Origin of the sequence: Spirosoma arboris (assembly GCF_009754945.1) — a bacterium.
GTDB classification, from domain to species: domain Bacteria; phylum Bacteroidota; class Bacteroidia; order Cytophagales; family Spirosomataceae; genus Spirosoma; species Spirosoma arboris.
In genome coordinates this window covers 40,994-60,650 of sequence record NZ_WPIN01000013.1, presented here as the reverse complement: position 1 = coordinate 60,650, position 19,657 = coordinate 40,994, and the positions used below count along the sequence as shown (strand labels likewise).

At 44.6% G+C, this 19,657-nt stretch carries 22 protein-coding genes; 11 read left to right on the top strand and 11 right to left on the bottom strand.

The window, feature by feature from the left end; all coding sequences use genetic code 11:
* The first annotated feature begins 2 nt into the window (after positions 1-2).
* Positions 3-239 (top strand): hypothetical protein, encoded by a 237-nt coding sequence (locus tag GO755_RS27870; RefSeq protein ID WP_157588599.1) that lies wholly within the window; start codon positions 3-5, stop codon positions 237-239.
* A gap of 52 nt (positions 240-291) precedes the next feature.
* Positions 292-495: a hypothetical protein gene (locus GO755_RS27865; protein WP_157588598.1), complete on the top strand. Its 204-nt coding sequence runs from the start codon at positions 292-294 to the stop codon at positions 493-495.
* A gap of 144 nt (positions 496-639) precedes the next feature.
* Here GO755_RS27865 and GO755_RS27860 read toward each other — a convergent pair whose 3' ends face one another.
* From GO755_RS27860 to GO755_RS27850, 3 genes are read right to left on the bottom strand one after another with little or no spacing between them, the layout of a single operon-like run.
* Positions 640-1,362 carry a LytR/AlgR family response regulator transcription factor gene (locus GO755_RS27860; RefSeq protein WP_157588597.1) on the bottom strand — a complete coding sequence of 241 codons (723 nt, stop codon included), beginning with the start codon at positions 1,360-1,362 and terminating at the stop codon, positions 640-642.
* A gap of 18 nt (positions 1,363-1,380) precedes the next feature.
* A complete protein-coding gene (locus tag GO755_RS27855; protein ID WP_227687112.1) occupies positions 1,381-2,847 on the bottom strand; it encodes a sensor histidine kinase in 1,467 nt (488 codons plus the stop codon).
* Positions 2,840-3,913 (bottom strand): GNAT family N-acetyltransferase, encoded by a 1,074-nt coding sequence (locus tag GO755_RS27850; protein ID WP_157588596.1) that lies wholly within the window; start codon positions 3,911-3,913, stop codon positions 2,840-2,842. Before GO755_RS27850 ends, GO755_RS27855 begins: the two co-directional genes overlap by 8 nt.
* Before the next feature lie 171 nt (positions 3,914-4,084).
* Between GO755_RS27850 and GO755_RS27845 the strand changes: the two genes are divergently transcribed.
* The gene (locus GO755_RS27845) at positions 4,085-4,393 is read left to right on the top strand and encodes a hypothetical protein (RefSeq protein WP_157588595.1); all 309 of its coding nucleotides are present in this window, start codon (positions 4,085-4,087) and stop codon (positions 4,391-4,393) included.
* On the opposite strand, the gene GO755_RS27840 is transcribed toward GO755_RS27845, so the two are convergent.
* Complete coding sequence (locus tag GO755_RS27840) at positions 4,386-5,633, bottom strand: replication initiation protein (protein ID WP_157588594.1); 1,248 nt, start codon at positions 5,631-5,633, stop codon at positions 4,386-4,388. The two genes, GO755_RS27845 and GO755_RS27840, sit on opposite strands and share 8 nt — an antisense overlap.
* A gap of 977 nt (positions 5,634-6,610) precedes the next feature.
* On the opposite strand from GO755_RS27840, the gene GO755_RS27835 reads away from it, so the two are divergent.
* The 6 genes from GO755_RS27835 (at position 6,611) to GO755_RS27810 (ending at position 11,753) form a co-directional block, all read left to right on the top strand.
* A complete protein-coding gene (locus GO755_RS27835) occupies positions 6,611-7,567 on the top strand; it encodes a ParA family protein (RefSeq protein WP_157588593.1) in 957 nt (318 codons plus the stop codon).
* A 36-nt stretch (positions 7,568-7,603) separates the two neighbouring features.
* The gene (locus GO755_RS27830; protein WP_157588592.1) at positions 7,604-8,578 is read left to right on the top strand and encodes a ParB N-terminal domain-containing protein; all 975 of its coding nucleotides are present in this window, start codon (positions 7,604-7,606) and stop codon (positions 8,576-8,578) included.
* 744 nt (positions 8,579-9,322) lie between these two features.
* Positions 9,323-10,054: a hypothetical protein gene (locus tag GO755_RS27825; protein WP_157588591.1), complete on the top strand. Its 732-nt coding sequence runs from the start codon at positions 9,323-9,325 to the stop codon at positions 10,052-10,054.
* A 35-nt stretch (positions 10,055-10,089) separates the two neighbouring features.
* Positions 10,090-10,380, top strand: a complete 291-nt coding sequence (locus GO755_RS27820) for a helix-turn-helix domain-containing protein (protein WP_157588590.1) — start codon at positions 10,090-10,092, stop codon at positions 10,378-10,380.
* Positions 10,381-10,482: 102 nt separating this feature from the next.
* Positions 10,483-11,511: a hypothetical protein gene (locus tag GO755_RS27815; RefSeq protein WP_157588589.1), complete on the top strand. Its 1,029-nt coding sequence runs from the start codon at positions 10,483-10,485 to the stop codon at positions 11,509-11,511.
* A gap of 38 nt (positions 11,512-11,549) precedes the next feature.
* Complete coding sequence (locus tag GO755_RS27810; RefSeq protein WP_157588588.1) at positions 11,550-11,753, top strand: hypothetical protein; 204 nt, start codon at positions 11,550-11,552, stop codon at positions 11,751-11,753.
* Positions 11,754-11,982: 229 nt separating this feature from the next.
* On the opposite strand, the gene GO755_RS27805 is transcribed toward GO755_RS27810, so the two are convergent.
* Together GO755_RS27805 and GO755_RS27800 are read right to left on the bottom strand one after the other, a co-directional pair.
* Positions 11,983-12,348 (bottom strand): hypothetical protein, encoded by a 366-nt coding sequence (locus GO755_RS27805; protein WP_157588587.1) that lies wholly within the window; start codon positions 12,346-12,348, stop codon positions 11,983-11,985.
* 125 nt (positions 12,349-12,473) lie between these two features.
* Positions 12,474-13,040 (bottom strand): hypothetical protein, encoded by a 567-nt coding sequence (locus GO755_RS27800; RefSeq protein WP_157588586.1) that lies wholly within the window; start codon positions 13,038-13,040, stop codon positions 12,474-12,476.
* Between the two features lie 232 nt (positions 13,041-13,272).
* Between GO755_RS27800 and GO755_RS27795 the strand changes: the two genes are divergently transcribed.
* Together GO755_RS27795 and GO755_RS42215 are read left to right on the top strand one after the other, a co-directional pair.
* The gene (locus GO755_RS27795; protein WP_157588585.1) at positions 13,273-13,521 is read left to right on the top strand and encodes a hypothetical protein; all 249 of its coding nucleotides are present in this window, start codon (positions 13,273-13,275) and stop codon (positions 13,519-13,521) included.
* Between the two features lie 19 nt (positions 13,522-13,540).
* The gene (locus GO755_RS42215) at positions 13,541-13,687 is read left to right on the top strand and encodes an energy transducer TonB (protein WP_394351047.1); all 147 of its coding nucleotides are present in this window, start codon (positions 13,541-13,543) and stop codon (positions 13,685-13,687) included.
* Between the two features lie 497 nt (positions 13,688-14,184).
* On the opposite strand, the gene GO755_RS27785 is transcribed toward GO755_RS42215, so the two are convergent.
* From GO755_RS27785 to GO755_RS27765, 5 genes are all read right to left on the bottom strand, one after another.
* Positions 14,185-14,367: a hypothetical protein gene (locus tag GO755_RS27785; protein WP_157588584.1), complete on the bottom strand. Its 183-nt coding sequence runs from the start codon at positions 14,365-14,367 to the stop codon at positions 14,185-14,187.
* 86 nt (positions 14,368-14,453) lie between these two features.
* Complete coding sequence (locus tag GO755_RS27780; protein WP_157588583.1) at positions 14,454-14,696, bottom strand: hypothetical protein; 243 nt, start codon at positions 14,694-14,696, stop codon at positions 14,454-14,456.
* Between the two features lie 60 nt (positions 14,697-14,756).
* On the bottom strand, positions 14,757-16,619 hold the full coding sequence (locus GO755_RS27775) for a proton-conducting transporter transmembrane domain-containing protein (RefSeq protein WP_157588582.1): 1,863 nt from the start codon (positions 16,617-16,619) through the stop codon (positions 14,757-14,759).
* A gap of 4 nt (positions 16,620-16,623) precedes the next feature.
* Entirely contained in the window at positions 16,624-19,167 is a 2,544-nt protein-coding gene (locus GO755_RS27770; protein ID WP_157588581.1) for a YbcC family protein, read from the bottom strand.
* 43 nt (positions 19,168-19,210) lie between these two features.
* A complete protein-coding gene (locus GO755_RS27765) occupies positions 19,211-19,537 on the bottom strand; it encodes an ArsR/SmtB family transcription factor (protein WP_157588580.1) in 327 nt (108 codons plus the stop codon).
* Positions 19,538-19,657 lie beyond the last annotated feature (120 nt).

The window sequence follows — 19,657 nt, the reverse complement described above, 5'->3', positions numbered from 1 at the left end:
AAATGAATTACGTAATTAACCTTGAAGACGGTGGCGGGAAAGAGTTCTTCTTATCGGCAGATGGCAAGCTTATTGGTCTAACGGATCCGGGTAATGAACAACCCCAGGAGTTCAAAATACTTAGGCAAGCACTCAAAAAACGAGAGGAATTACGTCCCAAGTATCCACCAATCTGCCGGATTTATGCACTGGAAATTGGTGAATTTAATAATCGTCGTCAGATCCTTCAAAAGACGTAATCCTAAATGGAACCTCCACCTAGCTAGGTAGTAATCTTTAGATTTTAATAGCATGAATGCTAATCAGTCAGAAGTCAGTACAGAATTTAAGATTCAGGTAGTTGCAAAAGTGATAACGATGTTTTTGCTTTTTGTTACAATAGTTTTGGTCAACTTTCAAGTTGAAACCATTAACCAGGCTATTCGATGGGCTGATTGGGTAATGGGTTCGTTGATTATTGTAACAGCCATTGCTTTTTTATCAGTGGTCGGTTAAGAGGCTCACAAGATACTTTGCATATGCTAAAGAGGTGGGTATTACCACTACTCTATGTTTCTGTTTCGCTGGTCTTGATTTATAGGCCCTTTTAATTTTTAACGTGATTAAGTTGATATAATCACTTATTTCTTTGTCTTTACCCTACTTCTTACGATTCGGGAAAATCGCCTTCATCAGGTTTTTTCTGTAAGCCTCTCCGATCGGTATGAGCTTAGTCTGGCTTTCTTTTTTGATGCCCAGCTGCTCTTTCTCTACCAAGTCAATTTTCTTTTTGGCGACGATGTATGATTTATGAACCCGGACAAAAAGCTTGGTAGGTAGTATGACCTCCAATTCACTCATCGAAAGATGTAGGTTGATGCGATCGGTCAGCGTATAAATGGAAACGTACGTTCGCTCACTTTCAATCCAGAGTATTTCGGTAAAGTCGATGCGTTGCAGCTTGCCATCAACCCGAACATACGTATGGTCCTCTGATTCGGACACCTCTGACGAGACTTCATTCAGTGCACGGGCCTTGTTGACGGCCTTCAAAAACCGATCAAACGGGTAGGGCTTACAGAGAAAGTCAACCACATCATAATCATAGCTGGGGAGCGCGTATTTGGGGTAGGAGGTTGTGAGGATGTAATTCAGTTTATTGCCCCTGATCTTCATGAAATCCAGGCCATCAATAGCAAAATTAGGCATCTCAATGTCCAGAAATACCAGTTCGACGGCGTGGTTCTCCAGAAAGGCAAGGGCCTGGGTCGGATCCGTAAACGATCCCTCGACTATTAAAAAGGGGACTTTGGCAATGTAGCCTTTTAGGTGCTCGATGGCCATTTCTTCATCATCGACAACAATGCAGGAGAGCGCTGCCATAAAAAAGGGAATAAATGGTTAGGTATGTATAATTAACTGACAACTGTACTGAAGCTCATCCTGATTAACGGAGTATTCGTATCGACCCTCATAGGTTAACTCCAGTCGACGAATCAGGTTCGTTAGGCCGATGTTATTGGATTCTGGCCGGTTTTTTTGATTCTTCCGATTGCTACAATAAAAAAGTATGCTGGTTTCGGTCGTCTCAATGCGAATAATTAGCGGGTGAGCAGCTTCATTCATTTTACCATGTTTAAAGGCATTCTCCACCAAGCTAATGAACACAAAGGGTGGAATCATTTTCTCGGCCGTCATGCCCTTGACTGTAAAATCAATATAAAGTTTGTTGTTATTGCGCTCCTGGTGAAGAGCAATGAAGTGATTCATGTAATTGATTTCACCATCCAGATTGACTAGGTGCAAATCATCCTGCATGCTGTAGCGCATAATGTCCGATAGTTTCAGAATAGCCTGGCTCAGATCGGGTAATGCATCCGAACTTTTAATGTAGAAGTGATAAAGGGTGTTGTAGAGGAAATGCGGGTTGATCTGAGATTTTAGTGCTCTTAACTCTGCCTGAAGAGTCTGCTCCCTGAGCTGAAGCCGCTGCTCTTCGGCCTGACTCCGTTCCCGCTCGATAGCCATCTCCTGTCGTTTGGAAGCGTTGATAGCCTCTTTGATATCTTCCGTTACGGTCGGAATCACGTTGAACACGTCGAGCGTGATACTCATGAAGAAATAGGCCGTAAAAAAAGCAATCAGAATAAAAACCAGCCAGGTATTAAAATAACGGGAGACGGTTGGCGGATTAAGCGCATTGACTTTAAGCTCCTGCTGCCGGGCCAAAGCCCAGGGCTGACGCTGCTTGAGGGCTAGTTCATAACGCACCGATTCACGGGGAGTCAGATAATTAAATTGGTACGAATAGCCTTTTTGTACGAATGATACGTAAACGAGCAGACCGATCACCAGCAGGAACCAAACGAACGAGGCCTGACGACCAATCAGCATAGCTGACAGTACAATGAGCGAATGAGCCAGGGCAAAGTCGGTTAAAATCGCGTCGCTACTTGGATTGCCAACACCCAACATATGGCAGACGCTCATCAGCATAATTGAAAGTAGACTTGCCCACCTCAGAATAATATCCAGCTTACGATCATTAGTTATTGATCCTTTCCAGCCCAACAGGTTTATGGACTGAATACCCATCAAGAGTAAGCCATTGTAGAGAAAAGAAGCCAGGTTAGCCAATCCGACGGCTGCGTAGATATAACCTAAAATCGGGTGCGGAACAAAGTGGCCGCTGGCCAGCTTCTCCATGATCAGAAAAATGGGCGTCAGTATGATATAGCTGGCATTGAGCATCACCAGCAACGTTCGCTGCGTTCGGGCAAACGGTTTGGTCAGCTTCTGCCGGGAGCTCTCCAGTAAGGCCTGAAGGCCAATCTCATCCGTTCTCATTTGGTCTGTGGATTTAGGCATAGTCGAAGCAGGAAACGTAGACAGGTGATTTTGCCTGCACGTGATGCTCGGATAAGCCTGTAGCTTTTACCAGAACATACGTGTTGACACCCTTTTCAAAGCCACTTAAGGCGCCCATGGATGAGTGCAGCAGCTGCGGCACCAGCGGATCGCTCTGATCGATTTCACACATGGCCGAATGAAGGCCAAAATGAGCCAGCACACTTTCGAGTAGGATTCGAAGCAACTCAGGTCGACCTTTCTGATAATACAGGCCTTCCATGACCACAAACTCGTTCCGGGCTGGATTAAAAAAGCGCCGGGTTGCCGAAACTAGGGGAACCAGGTTCATTAATACCCAGCCCATTACGCCAGGCATCTGATAAAATCGCCAGCAAACGGGATTGGCCTGAACGCCAGCCACAATCTGGCCTTGTTCCTTTAGTACAAAATACTGATTCTGATAGCCAATGTGGGCAAATGTCTTAAACCGGTAGGATCGGTAAACTTGATTCAGTACCGGTTGAATATGATGGAGATCATTAGCAGTGGCCACACTGAATCGCTTATCCTGCACAGGTGAATAGCGTCGAAAAAAGTAGGTTTTCAGCGTGGCCACTGACTGAAATCCTTCCTTTTGAGAAATTGCTACCGAACGAACATTTTTAGCTTCGATATAGGAATAAAATAGGAAAGGGGAGGGGGTTTGCTGTTCCACATAGGTCATTGCCTGTTGCTTAAGCAACCTGCCATACCCTTTACCAGAATAGGTCTCCTCAACAGCCAGGTAACGCCCATAGAAACCGGTTGTTTGTACCGATCCCATCTCAAGCGTTCGTTCATCCAGGCAGTACGTGCCAATCAGCCGATCAGCCTGACGCAAGTGAAAGAACAGGGGCTTCACTAAATCATTGATTTTGGTTTCCTGGTTGGTGTGCTGATATCGGACCCCACGTGTACCATAAATGGTACGCTTTAGCAGATCAACAGCCGCTGGATCGATCCTATGCCCCACAGTCAGGACCAAATCCCCATGCCGGTAGATCTCCTCTTCATGCTTAGGGTTTACAAGATTAAGTTCACTCATTTAACGTTGGTTTGCTCTTGCTATATAACGATCAAAAGCGAAAAAGGTGAACCCCGTTCGTACACAGTTTTGTCCCGATGGTACACAGTTTTGTCCTGTTGGTAAACCTCTCTCAAAAACGGTAACGTTTTACCCCGATTTTAGGCGTTATTATGCTAATCCATAAACATTATGCGCACCCATAAACCTGAAGTCCCGTTTAAAGTAGATGAGCCTATCGAAACTGGTCAGGAGAGTACAACACTGAGTTATGTTTTGTACATGGAGGACGGTAATTGCCAAGAGTTCTTTTTGAATAGTGAAGGGACATTGAAACCTATAACTGACGAATCGTTCGGTAGCCCATTTATAGCCACCACTGTTTTTCAGGTATATTCGCAGCTTAGTAATCTACGTATGCAGTACTCCAGTAGTTGTCGTTTCTTCGCTCTAGAGTATAGTGAGTTCGAAGTGCGACGAATGAAGTCAATCTTTACTTAATCTCTGTATAAGTCAATACTTCTTTTCCATCAACTATATCCATATCATATTCTTTCTGACTTAACATCCAGTTTAAATATTCTTCAAATGTGCTATAATCAGAAAGCCCTTTTCCCCGTAAAGTTGTGAATTGTTCTTTTAAGACCTCTAAATCAATTACTTCTACATTCTGTGCTTTTGGTGTTGATTTGGGTGCCTGATAAATAGGCTGTTCAGCTTTCCAAGCCTTAAATTCTTGGCTTAGTTGGTCGGTCATTAGTGCTTTATAGATGGCCCCTGCTGAGGATTTGATCCGACCATTCTTTTTTGCTTCTTGGTAATACTTGATGACGAATCGCAAATAGTCTTCGGAAAGTTGCTCCTGTTGAAAGCGTACCTTTATTTCATTAAGTGATTTTAGGCTTATTCCTATTTCAGTTAATGTTTGTTGGGTTCCTTCTGGTAACTTAATCTCGTCTTGCGTAATGACGGCTGGCCGTAATAGATAGAAAAGTAGGGAACTTACAGCCCTTCCTTCTTTGATCTGCTCATATTCAAAGGCCATGTCCGTAACACTCAGCTCATTTTTAGCAATATCTAAAACAAAGCGTTTGAAGTCGGCAAAATTCTGATAACGTTGCTCCAGATTTAATGTTTTTTTAAGGGCAGCTAATTCCAGTTTTATTTTATCATGGTGAAAGGACGAAGATTTGAGGAGCCAATAGAGCCTGTATGAATAAAAACTCCGAAACCCTAGCAGGGTCTGTATTTCGGCAACAGTGAAGTTACCTTGAAGTTCTAGTAGATACGGTTTTACGAAATTGTTGAATTGGGCAATAAGGTATCCTGAGCCTTCTTTGTAACGGCAAGTTGCCATTAGCGGGTTACTAACAATCTCTCGTCTGCCCTGCTCATCTCTAGTTTCTACATGAATAACCCGGCTGGCTAATCGAACCACAGCTTCACGTACTTGTGAATATGCCTTCCCTCCTACTTTCTCATCCGGGTATAGTTCAGAGACAGGAATGCGGCATAGTACAAAATCTTTGTCCTTCCTATCGATTCTTCCTAGCAGACAAACGAACAAACGAGACTCTAGCAAAGACATTTCATAACGAGCGCGAACTAAGTCGTTATGTTGGGCAACCATATTATCTTGCCTTATTTGGCGAGTTGTAGCCCTCCTATCTGCTTCTAGGAACTCTGAATCGTTGCTGAATAATTCGGTTTGAGAATCGTCAGCCCTAGTACTTTTGGACATATAATATGAGTCTTATTACAAAGCTAAAAAAAGCTCCTGAGCCTACAAGCTATCCTTCAAGTTGAGGATTTTTTACAATACTACCAAGCATTGTCAGCATTGTTTTTATGAATTGCGAGTAAAAGCCCGTCACTTTGTGAGCGACTGAATATCTGAATAAAGAATAAGTGTCTTTACTTGATTCAGGACATGATTAAGCTATAATTTTGACGGTACTTTACTCGCAATTGATTTATCAATCATTTGAAATGAGCTTAAAAGTGTGTAAAAACAATCTTTTCACGGTAGTTTCCTCGTAATTCATTGAAAATCTATAAGTATTGACGTACTTCTACTCGCAATAGATTATAAATAGATATTTCTTAAAACCGATGATATTCAATAGCTTTAAAATCACCACTTTATATAATGTTGCTGTTTGACAACCTTTGAAAAAATAGGCTTTTCACGGTAGTTTCCTCGTAAATACGGTTATTTCCTCGCAGTTCACGGTAGTTTCCTCGTAGGTACGGTGGTTTCCTCATAATTAACGGTAGTTTCCTCGCAGTTAGACGGTAGTTTCCTCGTAATTAACGGTAGTTTCCTCGCAGTTAGACGGTAGTTTCCTCGTAATTAACGGTAGTTTCCTCGTAATTACCCCTTATAAATAATTGTTTATCAGATAGTTACAGAGTCTTTAATTTACTAATAGGTTAAATATTATTAATGCTAAGCCAATTAAGTTAATAGCGAGCTTTTTTGAAAAAATTCAGGAAAAAAGGGGTCGTAGGCAAACTTCTATCAGCCTGTAAAAACCAGAAATGTAAAATTCCCGTGACGGTACTTTACTCGCAATTAGAGGGGCTTTTACTCATAATTAAGGCATAGATTTTAAATTTATTAGTAAATATTCACCCTTATTATAGATTTTAGTCCACATTACTTGACAATAGCCAATATTTGTCCTAATATTAGGACAAATATTGGCTATTGGGCTTATGATCACGAACTCAGACGTACTTACGTTTTTTCATCAGAATCCAGCATTATCAGCTTCAGTTATTGAACAAGAAGCAGGTATACCCACAACTACACTAACAAAGGCTCTGGCGGGTGGGAGGGTTCTTAATGCAAAACACTTAGGATCATTATACCCTATTCTAAAAAAATATGGTTACGTCGATTTTTCAGCCCGTAAGGCAAAAGTGATCTCGATAGCAAATCACAAAGGGGGTGTTGGTAAAACTACAACAACGTTAAACCTTGGAAAGGCTCTGTCGATTTTAGGAAATCGTGTATTGCTTATTGATTTAGACTCACAAGGCAATCTGTCTCAAGTACTAGGAGTAGAGGAGCCACAAAAGCAGGTAGTTCATTCACTATTAAAAAATGAACCATTACCGATTGTATCAATCAGTAGCAATTTCGATTTATCACCGAGCGATTTAGAATTAGCCAATGCTGATTTGGAATTAGTACAGGCAGTAGGAGGGGTTAATCAGCTAAAAAATGTAATTTCAGGACTACGCTCGCAGTATGATTATATTCTAATTGATTGTCCTCCCGCACTTAATATATTCACCAATTCAGCCTTGGTTGCCTCTAATTCGTGCTTAATTACTCTTCAGCCAGAAGCATCCGCAATGAAAGGGATTAATAACTTATTCGAGCGCATTATGCAGGTACGAGATCGTATTAATCACGAATTAAAGGTAGAGGGTATAGTTTTGACCTTAGTCGATAGACGATTGAATGTTCATAGAGATATGCTTAACTACATTCGAGGAGGAGTCTTGACGAATTTCACAATTTTTAATTCGGAGATAAGATTGAATGTAGCATTGAAGGAATCGCAAATTGCACAGCAAGACATATTTACTTATGCAAAAGATTCTCATGGTGCAGTCGATTACCGAAATTTGGCTTTAGAATTAACCGGGCAACGTGTTGCATAGAATAATTAAAACCGATCCCTTTATATTGACCTATTCATGGCAAAGAAATATCAGTTAGGCTTGGATGCAAAAACAATGATAAAAGATCAAAGTTTACTGCGTCATGAAGACATTAAACAACATATTATCGTTTTACCTGAGCTTGCGGCCTACATACCCCCACTGTTATCAGATGAGTATAAGCAGTTAGAGGAAAACATATTACAGAATGGTTGTCGAGAAGCACTTCTTGTCTGGGAGACAACAGGCGATAATGTCCCAGATTTAGGAACGACTGCCACAGCCTATATTCTTATTGATGGTCACAATAGATATGCTATTTGTCAGAAACATCATTTAGATTTTAAAGTACATCTAATGAGCTTCCCTTCGCTTGAACAGGTGAAGTTCTTTATGATTGATAATCAACTTGGTAGGCGTAATTTGGCTCCTGAGCAGGTGTCCTATTTGCGAGGCCTCCGATATTTACGGGAAAAGCAGGAAAAAGGTAAATACAGTAGGGATAATCAAAAGGGTCAGAATGACCTTTATGAGTCAGAGGGCATAAAGGGGATTCAAAATGATGATCTAGAAATAGGAGGAGAGGGCCAGCAAACAACAGCTAATCGACTTGGCAAACAGTTTAATGTTAGTGAAAAAACCATTAAACGTGATGCGGCATATGCTCAAGGGTTAGAGCTATTAGATCCAACTTTCAAACAGGAAATATTATCGGGAAGGCTAAAAGTAGATAAAATTTTAGTACAACAACTGGGAAAGCTAGGTAATCTTCCTGCGCCAATTTTGAATCAAGATGAGCTAGAAAATGCTGTTAAACAAGGCGAGGAGCAACAAGGTAATATTACTAAATCCCGCCGAACTGTAAAAAATGAAAAAGCTGTCAAAACTGAGGAGTTGAAACAGAGGCTTAATCAGCTAATTAATAAGTTGAATACAAAGAATGTCGATTTAAACCAGGTCTGCGACGAAATTATAGAATATGCTCGTCAGTTGCAGAAGCAAACTTTATAAATGTATTTTTAACCCTAAAATACAGTAGTGATAAACTCCCAAAATGCTAATTGTTATAAGGATTAAAGAGATTTTTAGTAAAAAAGTGGTTTATTATTAGTAATCTAGTGATGGGATTTTATTTATTAATGATAGATTTTAGCAACAACATTAATTTTCACCTTAGAACTTGTAATTGAGTTAAAAACACATCCATGAACTTGTTTTTCTCACATAATTAAAGGCGATAGTAGTGTGTATTTTAGTAGGCCATACTTAAAAGTTAGAAAATCCACCTTAAAACTTGTAATAGCACCTGTTAAACAGTACTTATTATTATCTAACTTGCTAACTTTTAGTAAGTTAGATAATAATTGATCAATATGTTATATCTTTATATTATTAGCTTTAAGGAGTTTCGAAGTGGGGTGCTTAAAAGAATTAGTAATCTTTTTTAAACATTATGTAACTATATATCCTTTGCAGAACTTAAAATTGATTAGTTATATCTAAAATTAAATGTTTTGACTGGTAAAATCTGACGTATTTGTGAATGTTGAGTGATAACGAAAAAGGTTTTAACTTTAATAATGTACTGATTATTAGCAATTTATAGTCAAAAAATAGGTTTTGATAAGGATCAAAAAATTAAAAGGGTAATTTCTGATCATATAATAGGGGAGAAAGTTGGAAATTATATCAACTATTTCCCTTCCAGGTAAATAGTAATGCTTATTTTTGCTAACCAATACTAAAATTTGAGCCATGGCTAAAGCGAAACAATCCGACTTACTGCCTTTACCAGCCATCCGACTCGTACTCAATACCTGTAAGGTCGATTTGCAACCCATGATCCATCAGATCAGTGCCTTACCAAATGAGACCGACTTAGAATTTTATTTTGTACCCGCCAGTCACATGGAGTTGTTTCGACCGTATCATCGACCGGGCAGGCCATATAAAAATTTTAAGCTCGTCAATTTCGAGCGGCCAGCCATATCCCTAACCTTTTACAATAAGCATAAGTATCAAATCGACAGGGACGTCAAAGCTGAAACCGCCTTAACTATTTTAAGACAGCAGCGGGATGAACTCTATGCCCGTTCATTTTTAGATCAACTTACACCTGGCCAGAACCGCAAACTGCTAGAGATTGATAATTTACTGCGGGCAATCCAACTGACACCAGATCAGTTTCAGTTCTGCACCTCCAATTACGAACATTATTATCGGTACTGGTACTGCTCGTTTCGCTTCTTTGAAGATGCCGATCAACTCAAGACAGGAACCGCTAATGAACATTTACTAAAGCATACCCAACGGGCCGAAGAAGGGGGGGCCATTAGTGAGCGGCTCAATATTATCTTTATCGACACCAAATATATAACTCGCCCGGTTGCTTACGATAATAAATTGATTGATCGAGAATTGGAGACCTACCCAGATAAAGTCAGTTTTGGTAAAGCCAGTATTTATATTCGGTCGATAAGTGAATAATAATGGTATCGTAGTGTTGCTAAATTGTATGTTATATGCCCGGTAGTAGTCCTATTTCGATTGCTTTTGGGAAAGCCGTTAAGCAGGAGCGATTAAGTAAAGGCTTAACTCAGGACGAGTTAGCAGACCAATGTGGAGTTGATCGAACCTATATTTCACGAATTGAGCGAGGGCTTAAGAATCCAACACTGTCTGTAATCTGGGATATTGCGACTTATCTTAAAATCAGCCTGGTAGAACTGACAGCCCTAACGATGCAGAAAATGCCGGTAGATCAAACCGTATTCCCTGAAAATCAGGATAAAAGTGATCTAATCGAAGATTGATAGGCGTATAAATAGGATTGTAATTACAAAAAAATAGTTATATTTAAGTAGTTATTAAATAGTAATTGTAAATTTGTAATTACAAAAACACAACTACTAATTATGCCAGCTGTCAGTAATCGCCCATCCGCATCGTCTCAGTGGGACGACATCTGCTTTCCCATTAAAGCAGTGCCCTTTTCCGACATTCTGCCCGATTATGAAATCGCGGCCACCGATCGGCAACAACTCATTATTGGTGAACCATCCGGCCGCAAACCCATCGTCTATGCCGCCCAAAGCAATGAATACAGTATCATCCCAAACTCGTTGCTGCGTGAGGTCGTGGATCGACTCATCTCAGATTACCTACTGGATGTACGCTTTACAGCTAATGGCGAATTTGCCATTAACGTTGTCACGCAAGGCGAGCGTTTTCAGATTGGCAAACAAACCGATACACTAACCCGATCATTGGTGTTTAATAACTCCTACAATGGTAAAATGCCTTTCAAAGTGCAGGCAACCGTGGTCAACACCACCACCGTCGAGCATTACCAGGAAGCTCGGATGCGCATTAGTTATTACCGCCAGGTTTGCAGTAATGGCCTGATGGGTTGGTCCGATGAGTTCATGAACCTGGATGAATACCTAAACTGGTTACTCAAAGGAAAACCCAAAAAGTACAAGGAAGCCAAGGAAATCAAAACGAGCTTCCAGGCCGCTTATACCTACCAGCACCTAAAAGGGCAGCAGCAGGAGCAGACCTTATCCCGGAAGTTTCATCATAAAGGGCTGGACTTAGACCTCTTTGAGCAGTATTTGGAACAGGTTGTCGCTCAGTTTCTCAAGCAGGATACGGGTTTGACCTTGGACATTTATAAACAGATGGCCCAGCAACGAGTCGACAAACAACAAGCCGAACAATTGCTGGTCGATGCGAAGCTACCCAAAATGTTAGCCCGCCAGGCGATGACCCGCATGGGGGAGGAGGAACGCCTGCTGGAAAGTGAATCGAATGTGTGGTTGCTCTATAATGCGATCAATTATACGCTGTTTACCGCCCAGGCCAATCTATCCATGAATGACCGGTTTCGACAAGACGAAGCTGTCTATCACGACTTAGCCCAGTTGGTGTTGACCAGCAATTAACAGCTATTGCTAAGAAGCCCGAGCTAATTAGTCAGAACATGGTACAGATACGCCTTGAGGGAGATAGTGCGGATGAAGTACAAGCCATCGCCGATACGATTGAATCGTTGTTTGCCCACCATCTTTCGTTTTCACCGGTTAGAACGGGCACGAATCCTCGGTATGCGGGTCGGCAAAAATTCTTCAGTTATGCCCGCTTAGATAACACGAAGCCGCCATCGCCCTCCGATGTATCGGAATGAATTCTATGAGGTAGGGCTCTAGTCGGGTAGTTCTAAGGAATGGTTCGGCACCGACGGTTCGTCTCGGAGTGGCATCGGCCATCCGACGCGCTCGACTTGCCATCGTTTACACCAGTTGTGTATAAAGCTGTATCGTGTAGGAGCGTTTTTATGCGACGCTAGTCTAGGCAAGCTTTTCGCAGACATCTCCATAAAGTCGGAACAACCCTTGGTCAGCTTGTATCACTTGTTAGGTGGTCTTACTACCTGCACGTTGGAGATGCTGATAGCCCAGAAAAGCCAAAAGAAGAATGAAGCCAAACAAAGGGAGGAGGAGAAGAAGCTGAGCGCCGGGGAAAATGTACGAGGCCAGAAATAACAGGAAGCCTATCGCTGCCAGGAAAACCAACGCAGCACGCCGAGATCGAAGCCAAATGAGGACGGCAGTGGCGAGGAAGGTAACACTCCAGCCCAAGGTGAATAGGGCTGCTAAGGAAGAGGTTCCGGTAGTGGTTAGCCAAGCCTGGAATGCCACCACAAAAGCAGCGATTCCCACTAGGCCTAGCAAGAGGAATACGGTAGCAAGCAGCATGGTTGTATAGGGTTTCTTGGCCATTTTTCTAAAGGGATAAGTCGTTGACAATAAACCGATTGTAAAATTGATTAATTTCAGTAGCTAGTGCAACTTCAAATGAGCATTATTTGAGATTGCTATAATTGCTATACAAGCAGCAAATATAGCTAGAGAATCCACCTCAGAAGGCCACCAATAACCTCAACGCCAACGGCCATAATTGGTAATAGAAAGTATGTCCAGACTGGGTAAGTGATTTTAATATCCGCTATATAGAGCGAGCGTAGAGCCGGATACGAATGGGTTCGGTAGTGATATATGATTAGCCCACTGAGTACTAAATAGTAACTGAGACGAAACTGGAAAGCATCCGTAAAACCTTCCATAAACGTCATATCCCAAAACAAAATATTAAGCCAAATAGGGATCGATAGTAGTGTGCCGATCAGGGCTGTTTTAGGCCAAAGCATGAGTAGCCCCGTGACAATCTGGGAAACACCAATGAATGATTTAAACGGCTCGTGATCTGCCAGATACCATGAAAGCTTAAAGAGTCCAACACTTTTGAGGGGCATATTCAAGACCTTTTCATTCACCCCAAACTGTTGATCATTCAGCTTTGCCCATCCATACCGCAATAGCGTCCAAGCTAATAAGACTTGGGCTGAAAGCAAGAAATAGTCCCAGTATTTGGCGCGCGTTTCGGGCAAAAAATAGTACTTCCGGTAAGGCATCGGTCATTATTTTACTGAAAAGTACACATACTCTGTCGTATACTATGAAGGTACCAGTGGAGTTGGGATGCTTCGAGCGACCGTTTCGGTAAACACCACATTTATTGGGTTTATATATGAACGCTCCTTCGTCTCAGATGGGAGGATTTCATGAGATTAATCGTAGATGAGTATGAAGCCAAATAGTTTGTAATTTGGCTAACCTATATGCACTTGTAAAACCAGCAATGCCATGTATACGTCCCTTCTAACGACCTTGGTTCTAACAGCATTATGGCTGCCTCTTCAAGCCCAAACGGTTCAAACAGATTCCAGTTCAACGCCTGATCGTGTGCTGTACACAGTTGTCCAACAACAACCCGAATTTCCGGGCGGCATGAGTAAACTGGGTCAGTATATCAGTGAAAATCTACGGTATCCGAAAGCAGCCCAGGCAGCCGGAGTAGCCGGACGGGATTTTTATTCGATTTCTAATTACTAAACAGGGTGGCATTGAGCAGGTGAAGGTCTTAAAGGGGGTGTCCCCTGAGATCGATGCGGAAGCGATACGACTGGTCGCCAGTATGCCAAATTGGGTTCCTGGCAAAGTAGATGGTCAAGCGGTGGATTGCTTTTATAATTTGCCGATCAATTTTTCTGTACGGTGAAGCAACCTCGATGGGACGAATTTTAACTGCCCAACTGGCCCTTATTTTCACTTGTTAGCAGTAATTGGAGATTCCGGAGGGTTGACCAATGGTAATTGCCCCCCCTGAAACTCCAATTTGTCTCTTGAAAAGCCCCACTCTTGAAATAGAGGCATGATAATGCGTTCGTCTCGTTTGGGAGCGATAGTAGGCCTGGTGCCTCAATTCCTATGAGTTCCCTGTTCTGCACTCAAAGGGTAGCGGGGTCTGTATCGCATCGATAGGTCTATACCTAGTTTTTTGAATAGCTCGCCCCGCTACCTATTGAAAGGTCTTGGTTTTTAGCGACAAAGGCCAGCCATGAATCTGTGTTTTGTCTCAACAGCGAACCTAACAGTTTAATGAGATTAAACCCACGGCTGTGTACTTATAAACAGGGTATAGGGTAAGTCCGGTGAGGTTGCCTGCACCGTCTGACAAACTACCAAATCACAAACGTATCCTACCTCCCTGTAAACTTAGTGCTTTCGATTTCGGGCTGTTGGCGCCTTAGCCGCCCATGCCTTGCGCTTTAGCTGTTGGTGTAACTCCTTATCGCGGGGCACAAACGTGACGCAACGCAGTTGACCGTCTTGTGCTTTGATCGACCAGTAGGTTAAGTCAGACGTATCGGGAATTTCTGAATAGATGGGATGACTCATAAGACAAAAAAAATAATTTGTGAAAAAATAGTGAGTACTAAAAAACGAATGTGAATCAGGACAACTAGCCAACGGATGGTCGGTTACTAAGGCGTTTGAAGCCGCTCCTTCAGGTATCTGGCTGATTCATAGAGGGTCGTGAAGCGAGTGTAGTCTTCAGTAGGGATCGACAGGTTCAGTTCTCGCTCTAGTAAGCTGGCCAGTTCACTGATATCGGAGGGGCGATAGGCCAGATCCAGCCGAAGGTCAGCCGTTGGTTGGAGGACTGTCGAACGAACAATTCCCTGGGTTAAAACCTGATGGGTAAGTCGCTTATAAATAGTTTCCATATGTATGGGGTTAGCGAAAAAAAAGATCGTTGGTCATGAAGGTACATGGCTACGAGCCCATCATGAGGACCGATGGGCTGTACCATAGGGTGTATCAGGCCAGGGACCTAAAAAGATCCTGGCGTATAGGCGAATCGTCGAAAGGCCGTTTAAAATAAAGCTCATTGCAACCAAACTAGCCAGCGTTGCCTGATGGGGATGGATGTGACTGAACAGTACATCTTCCCCGACAAAAGTTGGGGTAATGGGGAAGCCAGCTACGCCCAGACAGCACAATAAAAATCCGAAAGCCAGCTTGGGATAGGGATACGCATAACCCGAATACGGACTCAGTGGTAGGCGACCCTCCGTTGATAAGAGCCAACGAAGACAACCAGCCCCCACTAGGCCAGCCATTGCAACCCCGCTCAGATACAGTTGAACCTGACCAACCGAAAAGGCCTCATTGTAGGCCACGGCCAGGGCAACCCAGAACGGATTCATCACCACCAAGAGCCAACTCAGCCATCCATTTTTTCGCTTGGTGAAGGAACGCAAAACGAATAGTAATCCAATCAGTGCGAAGAAGATAGCTAGGCAGTGCTTTAATTGAGACGGAATGATCTCCTGATGGTAAGCGCCCAATAAACCGATGCCGTAGAGCGGTAGGCCCAGCCCCATGACCCGGTTTGGGGATAAGACCGACAGGTGCTGCCCCAGCCAGTTGATTCCTCGCTGCGGCAGTTGGTATAGTAGGGTATTCAGGTTCCATTCCTGTAGGCTCCATACGTACCAGGTGTCTCTTAAGCGCCTAGGCCACATGCTGGTAGAGGTCATTGGAACCGGATTGTAGACTTGTCCCCGGATCAAATAACTGACAATCGACGGCGATACCAGCAGCTGATAGGTCCTCAGAAACGCGTGTCCCGCAAAATGAATGAGGGCCAGGGTAGGAAAGCCTAGAGCTATTTCCAGAAACATAATCCCAATCTGAGCAATACAGGCATACGCAATCTGGCTCTTGATGGAAGCCTGAACGTGGGCAATCCCCGTCGCCATCAAGCTGGTCAATAGACCGATTCCCCCCATCAACAGTCGAATGGCTGGTTGTTGCTCCCACAACGGTGCCGTTCGCAGGAGCAGGAAAACGCCGATATGCACCGACAGCGATCCGTAAAAAATAGCACTCGACGGGGTTGGGCCTTCTATGGCTCGGGGGAGCCAGGCCGAAAAAGGAAACTGAGCCGATTTGGTGATGGCGGCCAACAGGATCATGCCGCCAACAACTACATCAAGCCCGCTATGGGTTTGTAACTGAGTATGCACCCGCTCATAATTAGTCATTTGAGCAAACGTGATCGTCTCGTGCCAGAGATGGTGGCTCATCCACATAGCCAGCAATAGGCCCACATCCGCCAGCCGATACACCGAAAAGACTTTCAGGGCATTCTGGACGGGTAAGTAGCGGCCTCGATAGAACGCAATCAGCAGAAACGATGAGAGACCAATTACCTCCCAGCCTATAAACATCGTTTCCAGATTCCCGGCCACCACAATCAGGACATAGCCCAGGTAAAAGAAAAGCGTGGTCAAAAAGAAGCGCTTGTACCCACGCTCGCGGTGTAAATAATACCGGCTGTAGATCACCACCAACAGAACTAGTAAAGCCCCCACCAGCAGATAAACTGCCGTAAGCCGGTCAACGTAAAAATCCAGCCCGAAGCGGTAGTCGTTCGTGGCAACCAGTTCGAGGCTGGTCAGGGTGAGCGATGGCTGTTGGTGAAACACCCAATAGGCCACAAAGCCTACCATAAACAGTAAATGAAGACCAACGGTAGTCATGGCCGTCCAGGCAATGGCGGATTCATTGGAGGGGTTTATCCAGACCCCGATGAAGAGGCCGACCAGGGGAATAATGATCAAAAGAGGCAGTAGCTGCTCCATCGGTTCAGGCGTGTTGGGCAAGTTGAAACACCGGCAGATTGGTCGGATCGGAAGCCACCAACGCGGGTAGGTCAGTAATCGTCTCTACCCTTTTCTGACGGGGTTGGTAGGGCTGGAATAGTCCCGATTTGAACCGATTAAGAACCCGCGTGTGGGGATGGACGACGACCAGGTGAACCCACTCGTTCAGAAACCATTCGTAGGTCTGGGGTGCCTGTTGAATGGCCTTCAGGACGACATCGGGCGTCTGTTCAATGACCATCAAGAGCCGAACCGGGTCGTGGACTTCCGTCATTTGGGTTGGCAAACCAGGCCGCAAGTCGCCATTAACCCCATTGGTCACACCAATCAGGCCCATTACGTTATGGGGCAGTTTGCTACCCGCCCCTAGCTTTTGGGTATCGACCCGGGAAAAGAAATATTCCAGGTTAATACCGCCACAAACCGGCGTAGCCGCCTGCACAATACGCGCTAAGGCCTGCCCCGTTGGATCAAGCCGATAATCGTAGGAATTGAGAAAAGACCGACGGTCTAAAAATAAATTCCTCGACAGGCTGCGCTGCCCGATCAGACAGACGGCGTTGGTGGCATGATTGAGTTCGGGACGAGGCTCAAACAACGATACGGATCGTCGACGAATCTGGGCATGAATCGTGGCTGCACTCAGCTGGCTATCGATGGAGTCAAACCGCCGGGACCGTTCTTTCGCATTTTGATCCAGTGCCTGTTCGAATAAGGCGATATGCTGCTGATGACGTTGCTGATTGGCGGGCGACAACAAGGCTTCGTCATAGAAGCAAATGTCATCGCGGGTGGTGTCATGAAGCCCACTCAAAAACTGTGTTTCGGCGGGAATGATGATGCCCTTATGTCGTAGCCGGTCGCGCACGTTCGGATGGTTGGCCATCTGGCAAATGACCCGCGCATTGACCGATCCGGGGCGACCCGAACAGGCTCCACAATCGTAGGCGGCATAGTACGGATTATTTACGCTGCTGGCTCCGTGGCCAATCACGTACACGATCGGGGCAAACTCCTTGACCAGGCCAATGCTGGTGAGTAAGCCTTCTACCCGCTCGGCCATCTCGTCGAGGGTAAAGCCTATCTGTAAGCCGTTCTCCTGGCGCACAGAGGTTTGTTCCACCGTCAGGCGGGAACCGGGTTGCATGTGCTGATAGGAGGAGGCCATCCCTGGGCTCATCGCCGGTCGAACGACCGTCAATAAAAGTCGGAGGGCCGACCAGAAGCCTACGGTCTGGCTGATGACAACCCCGCGTAGTAAGGTTTGGGAAGCCTTGGTAAAATGAATGCTTTTGGGCCAATTACCGGCTCCTCCCAATTCTTTAATCAGGTGACGGGGCGTAACGGGAGCGGGGCAAAGTTTCGTGTAGGTATTTGCTCCCTGGGGCTGAAAGTAAAACGCAACGTTGAAGAATCCCGGCGTGCCAAAGGTTTCACAAGTTGAGTCCAGGCTTTCTAGATAGCGTCGCAGCGAACATTCCCGATCATCCAGACAGAAAATACCCTGGAAACTTTTGGTCGGTAAGACGGATTCGGCAGCGGCCGATTGAATCCCCGCCAATACCTGATCGTAATAACTCCACTCATAGGCCTGCTGCCAGAGGCAAAGGACTTCCCACTGCTCTGTCGGTACGATGGGGGCGAACAGGTCGATGGATGGTTTGACGTTGTACTGGCCTAAGGGTTGCCAATGCTCACCGAATCGGGTATCCAGCGCATCTAGTTCGAGCAGCAACTCCAGCATGATCATTTCCTGGAGGGAAATGCGTCTGGGGTCGAGTAACGACTGAGGCTGATGCTCAATCACCGCCACCATACCCGACCAGCCTGGGTGGGCCAACTGCTGATCAAAGAGGTATTGTTTATAAAGTGATTCCTGCCCAACCAGCAGGGTCAGTAAATCCCGGATGGTATACGCGTTCGAATGGAAAAGACGGCGGACTCGTTTTGAGTGAAACAGACTGACCAGACTACTCTGCTCCATGGCCCGGACAGCCGACAGAAAATCCAGATGTCGATAGGGGAAAGCCGACACCGCAATACCCTGATCCAGAAAGTTGCCCAGTAATCGAAATAGAACTGGATGGACCAAGGCATCCATATCCAGCTGGTAGTACAATTTCCACCCCTCCCGTAACCGCCCAATTCGGGGGGCATCCAACGCAGGATACGTTTTTCGGAGCAGGTTAAACGTCCAGAGTTCCTGTTGACGAGCCCCTTTTCGTTCAATTAATACGGCCTTCAGTAAGGACTCCGAAATTCGCCCGGCGGCATATAACGAGCGAAACTGTTCCAGGGAAAACAAGACACGGTAGCCCACTACTTCAGCCGCCTGCTGAATAGCCCGCTCGAAGGGTTGATGCTGAAAGCCATGTAAAGGATTATGGTGAACAAAGTCTTTCAGCGGAGCCTGCGCCGGCAGGTAGTGCTTTAGCTCGTGCAGCACAGCCTGTTCCAAAAACAATGGATGCGATGTTCCACCCGGAATAGGGGATTGATTTTTTTGGAAAACAGTGTGTCCATTCATGGGCTAAATACCTTAAGCAATATTTCCGAGCAGGTCTGGGGCGTTAAGCCTGATTCAACTCGGTCAATATGTCTTCTGAACGCTTTAACTGGCGCCCGTAGATCTGGCGGGCCAGATCCAGAAATTGATAAATCTCTTGGTCATGTACCTGATAAAAGATGGTTGTTGCTTCCCGGCGAGCGGTGACGAAATTCATATTCCGGAGCCGGGACAAATGCTGGGAAAGCATGGATTGATCGGCCTTGGTAACCGCTTGTAATTCGGTAACCGACAAGGGCCCTGAGCGTAGTGCATCTAATATGGCCAGTCGGAGAGGGTGTCCCAGGGTTTTGAAAAACTCGGCTTTATACCGATGCAGTGGACTATCCATGTATTAACTTTATTATATTTGAATATTCAAATATAGCAAAAAAAATTTAGATACCCCTCATCCACTAATGCGTAAACAAGTGGGCCGGGCTGCCAGGTAATAAAAAGAGGCCTTCTTAGG

Bases quoted from the DNA above. Each gene is read 5' to 3' on its own strand.
- GO755_RS27775 (WP_157588582.1), bottom strand. From the start codon at position 16,619: ATGGAGCAGCTACTGCCTCTTTTGATCATTATTCCCCTGGTCGGCCTC.
- GO755_RS27870 (WP_157588599.1), top strand. From the start codon at position 3: ATGAATTACGTAATTAACCTTGAAGACGGTGGCGGGAAAGAGTTCTTC.
- GO755_RS27825 (WP_157588591.1), top strand. From the start codon at position 9,323: ATGGCTAAAGCGAAACAATCCGACTTACTGCCTTTACCAGCCATCCGA.
- GO755_RS27860 (WP_157588597.1), bottom strand. From the start codon at position 1,362: ATGGCAGCGCTCTCCTGCATTGTTGTCGATGATGAAGAAATGGCCATC.
- GO755_RS27840 (WP_157588594.1), bottom strand. From the start codon at position 5,633: ATGTCCAAAAGTACTAGGGCTGACGATTCTCAAACCGAATTATTCAGC.
- GO755_RS27850 (WP_157588596.1), bottom strand. From the start codon at position 3,913: ATGAGTGAACTTAATCTTGTAAACCCTAAGCATGAAGAGGAGATCTAC.
- GO755_RS27810 (WP_157588588.1), top strand. From the start codon at position 11,550: ATGGTACAGATACGCCTTGAGGGAGATAGTGCGGATGAAGTACAAGCC.
- GO755_RS27785 (WP_157588584.1), bottom strand. From the start codon at position 14,367: ATGAGTCATCCCATCTATTCAGAAATTCCCGATACGTCTGACTTAACC.
- GO755_RS27770 (WP_157588581.1), bottom strand. From the start codon at position 19,167: ATGAATGGACACACTGTTTTCCAAAAAAATCAATCCCCTATTCCGGGT.
- GO755_RS27835 (WP_157588593.1), top strand. From the start codon at position 6,611: ATGATCACGAACTCAGACGTACTTACGTTTTTTCATCAGAATCCAGCA.
- GO755_RS27805 (WP_157588587.1), bottom strand. From the start codon at position 12,348: ATGGCCAAGAAACCCTATACAACCATGCTGCTTGCTACCGTATTCCTC.
- GO755_RS27780 (WP_157588583.1), bottom strand. From the start codon at position 14,696: ATGGAAACTATTTATAAGCGACTTACCCATCAGGTTTTAACCCAGGGA.
- GO755_RS27795 (WP_157588585.1), top strand. From the start codon at position 13,273: ATGTATACGTCCCTTCTAACGACCTTGGTTCTAACAGCATTATGGCTG.
- GO755_RS27830 (WP_157588592.1), top strand. From the start codon at position 7,604: ATGGCAAAGAAATATCAGTTAGGCTTGGATGCAAAAACAATGATAAAA.
- GO755_RS27855 (WP_227687112.1), bottom strand. From the start codon at position 2,847: ATGCCTAAATCCACAGACCAAATGAGAACGGATGAGATTGGCCTTCAG.
- GO755_RS27800 (WP_157588586.1), bottom strand. From the start codon at position 13,040: ATGCCTTACCGGAAGTACTATTTTTTGCCCGAAACGCGCGCCAAATAC.
- GO755_RS27845 (WP_157588595.1), top strand. From the start codon at position 4,085: ATGCGCACCCATAAACCTGAAGTCCCGTTTAAAGTAGATGAGCCTATC.
- GO755_RS27815 (WP_157588589.1), top strand. From the start codon at position 10,483: ATGCCAGCTGTCAGTAATCGCCCATCCGCATCGTCTCAGTGGGACGAC.
- GO755_RS27865 (WP_157588598.1), top strand. From the start codon at position 292: ATGAATGCTAATCAGTCAGAAGTCAGTACAGAATTTAAGATTCAGGTA.
- GO755_RS27820 (WP_157588590.1), top strand. From the start codon at position 10,090: ATGCCCGGTAGTAGTCCTATTTCGATTGCTTTTGGGAAAGCCGTTAAG.
- GO755_RS27765 (WP_157588580.1), bottom strand. From the start codon at position 19,537: ATGGATAGTCCACTGCATCGGTATAAAGCCGAGTTTTTCAAAACCCTG.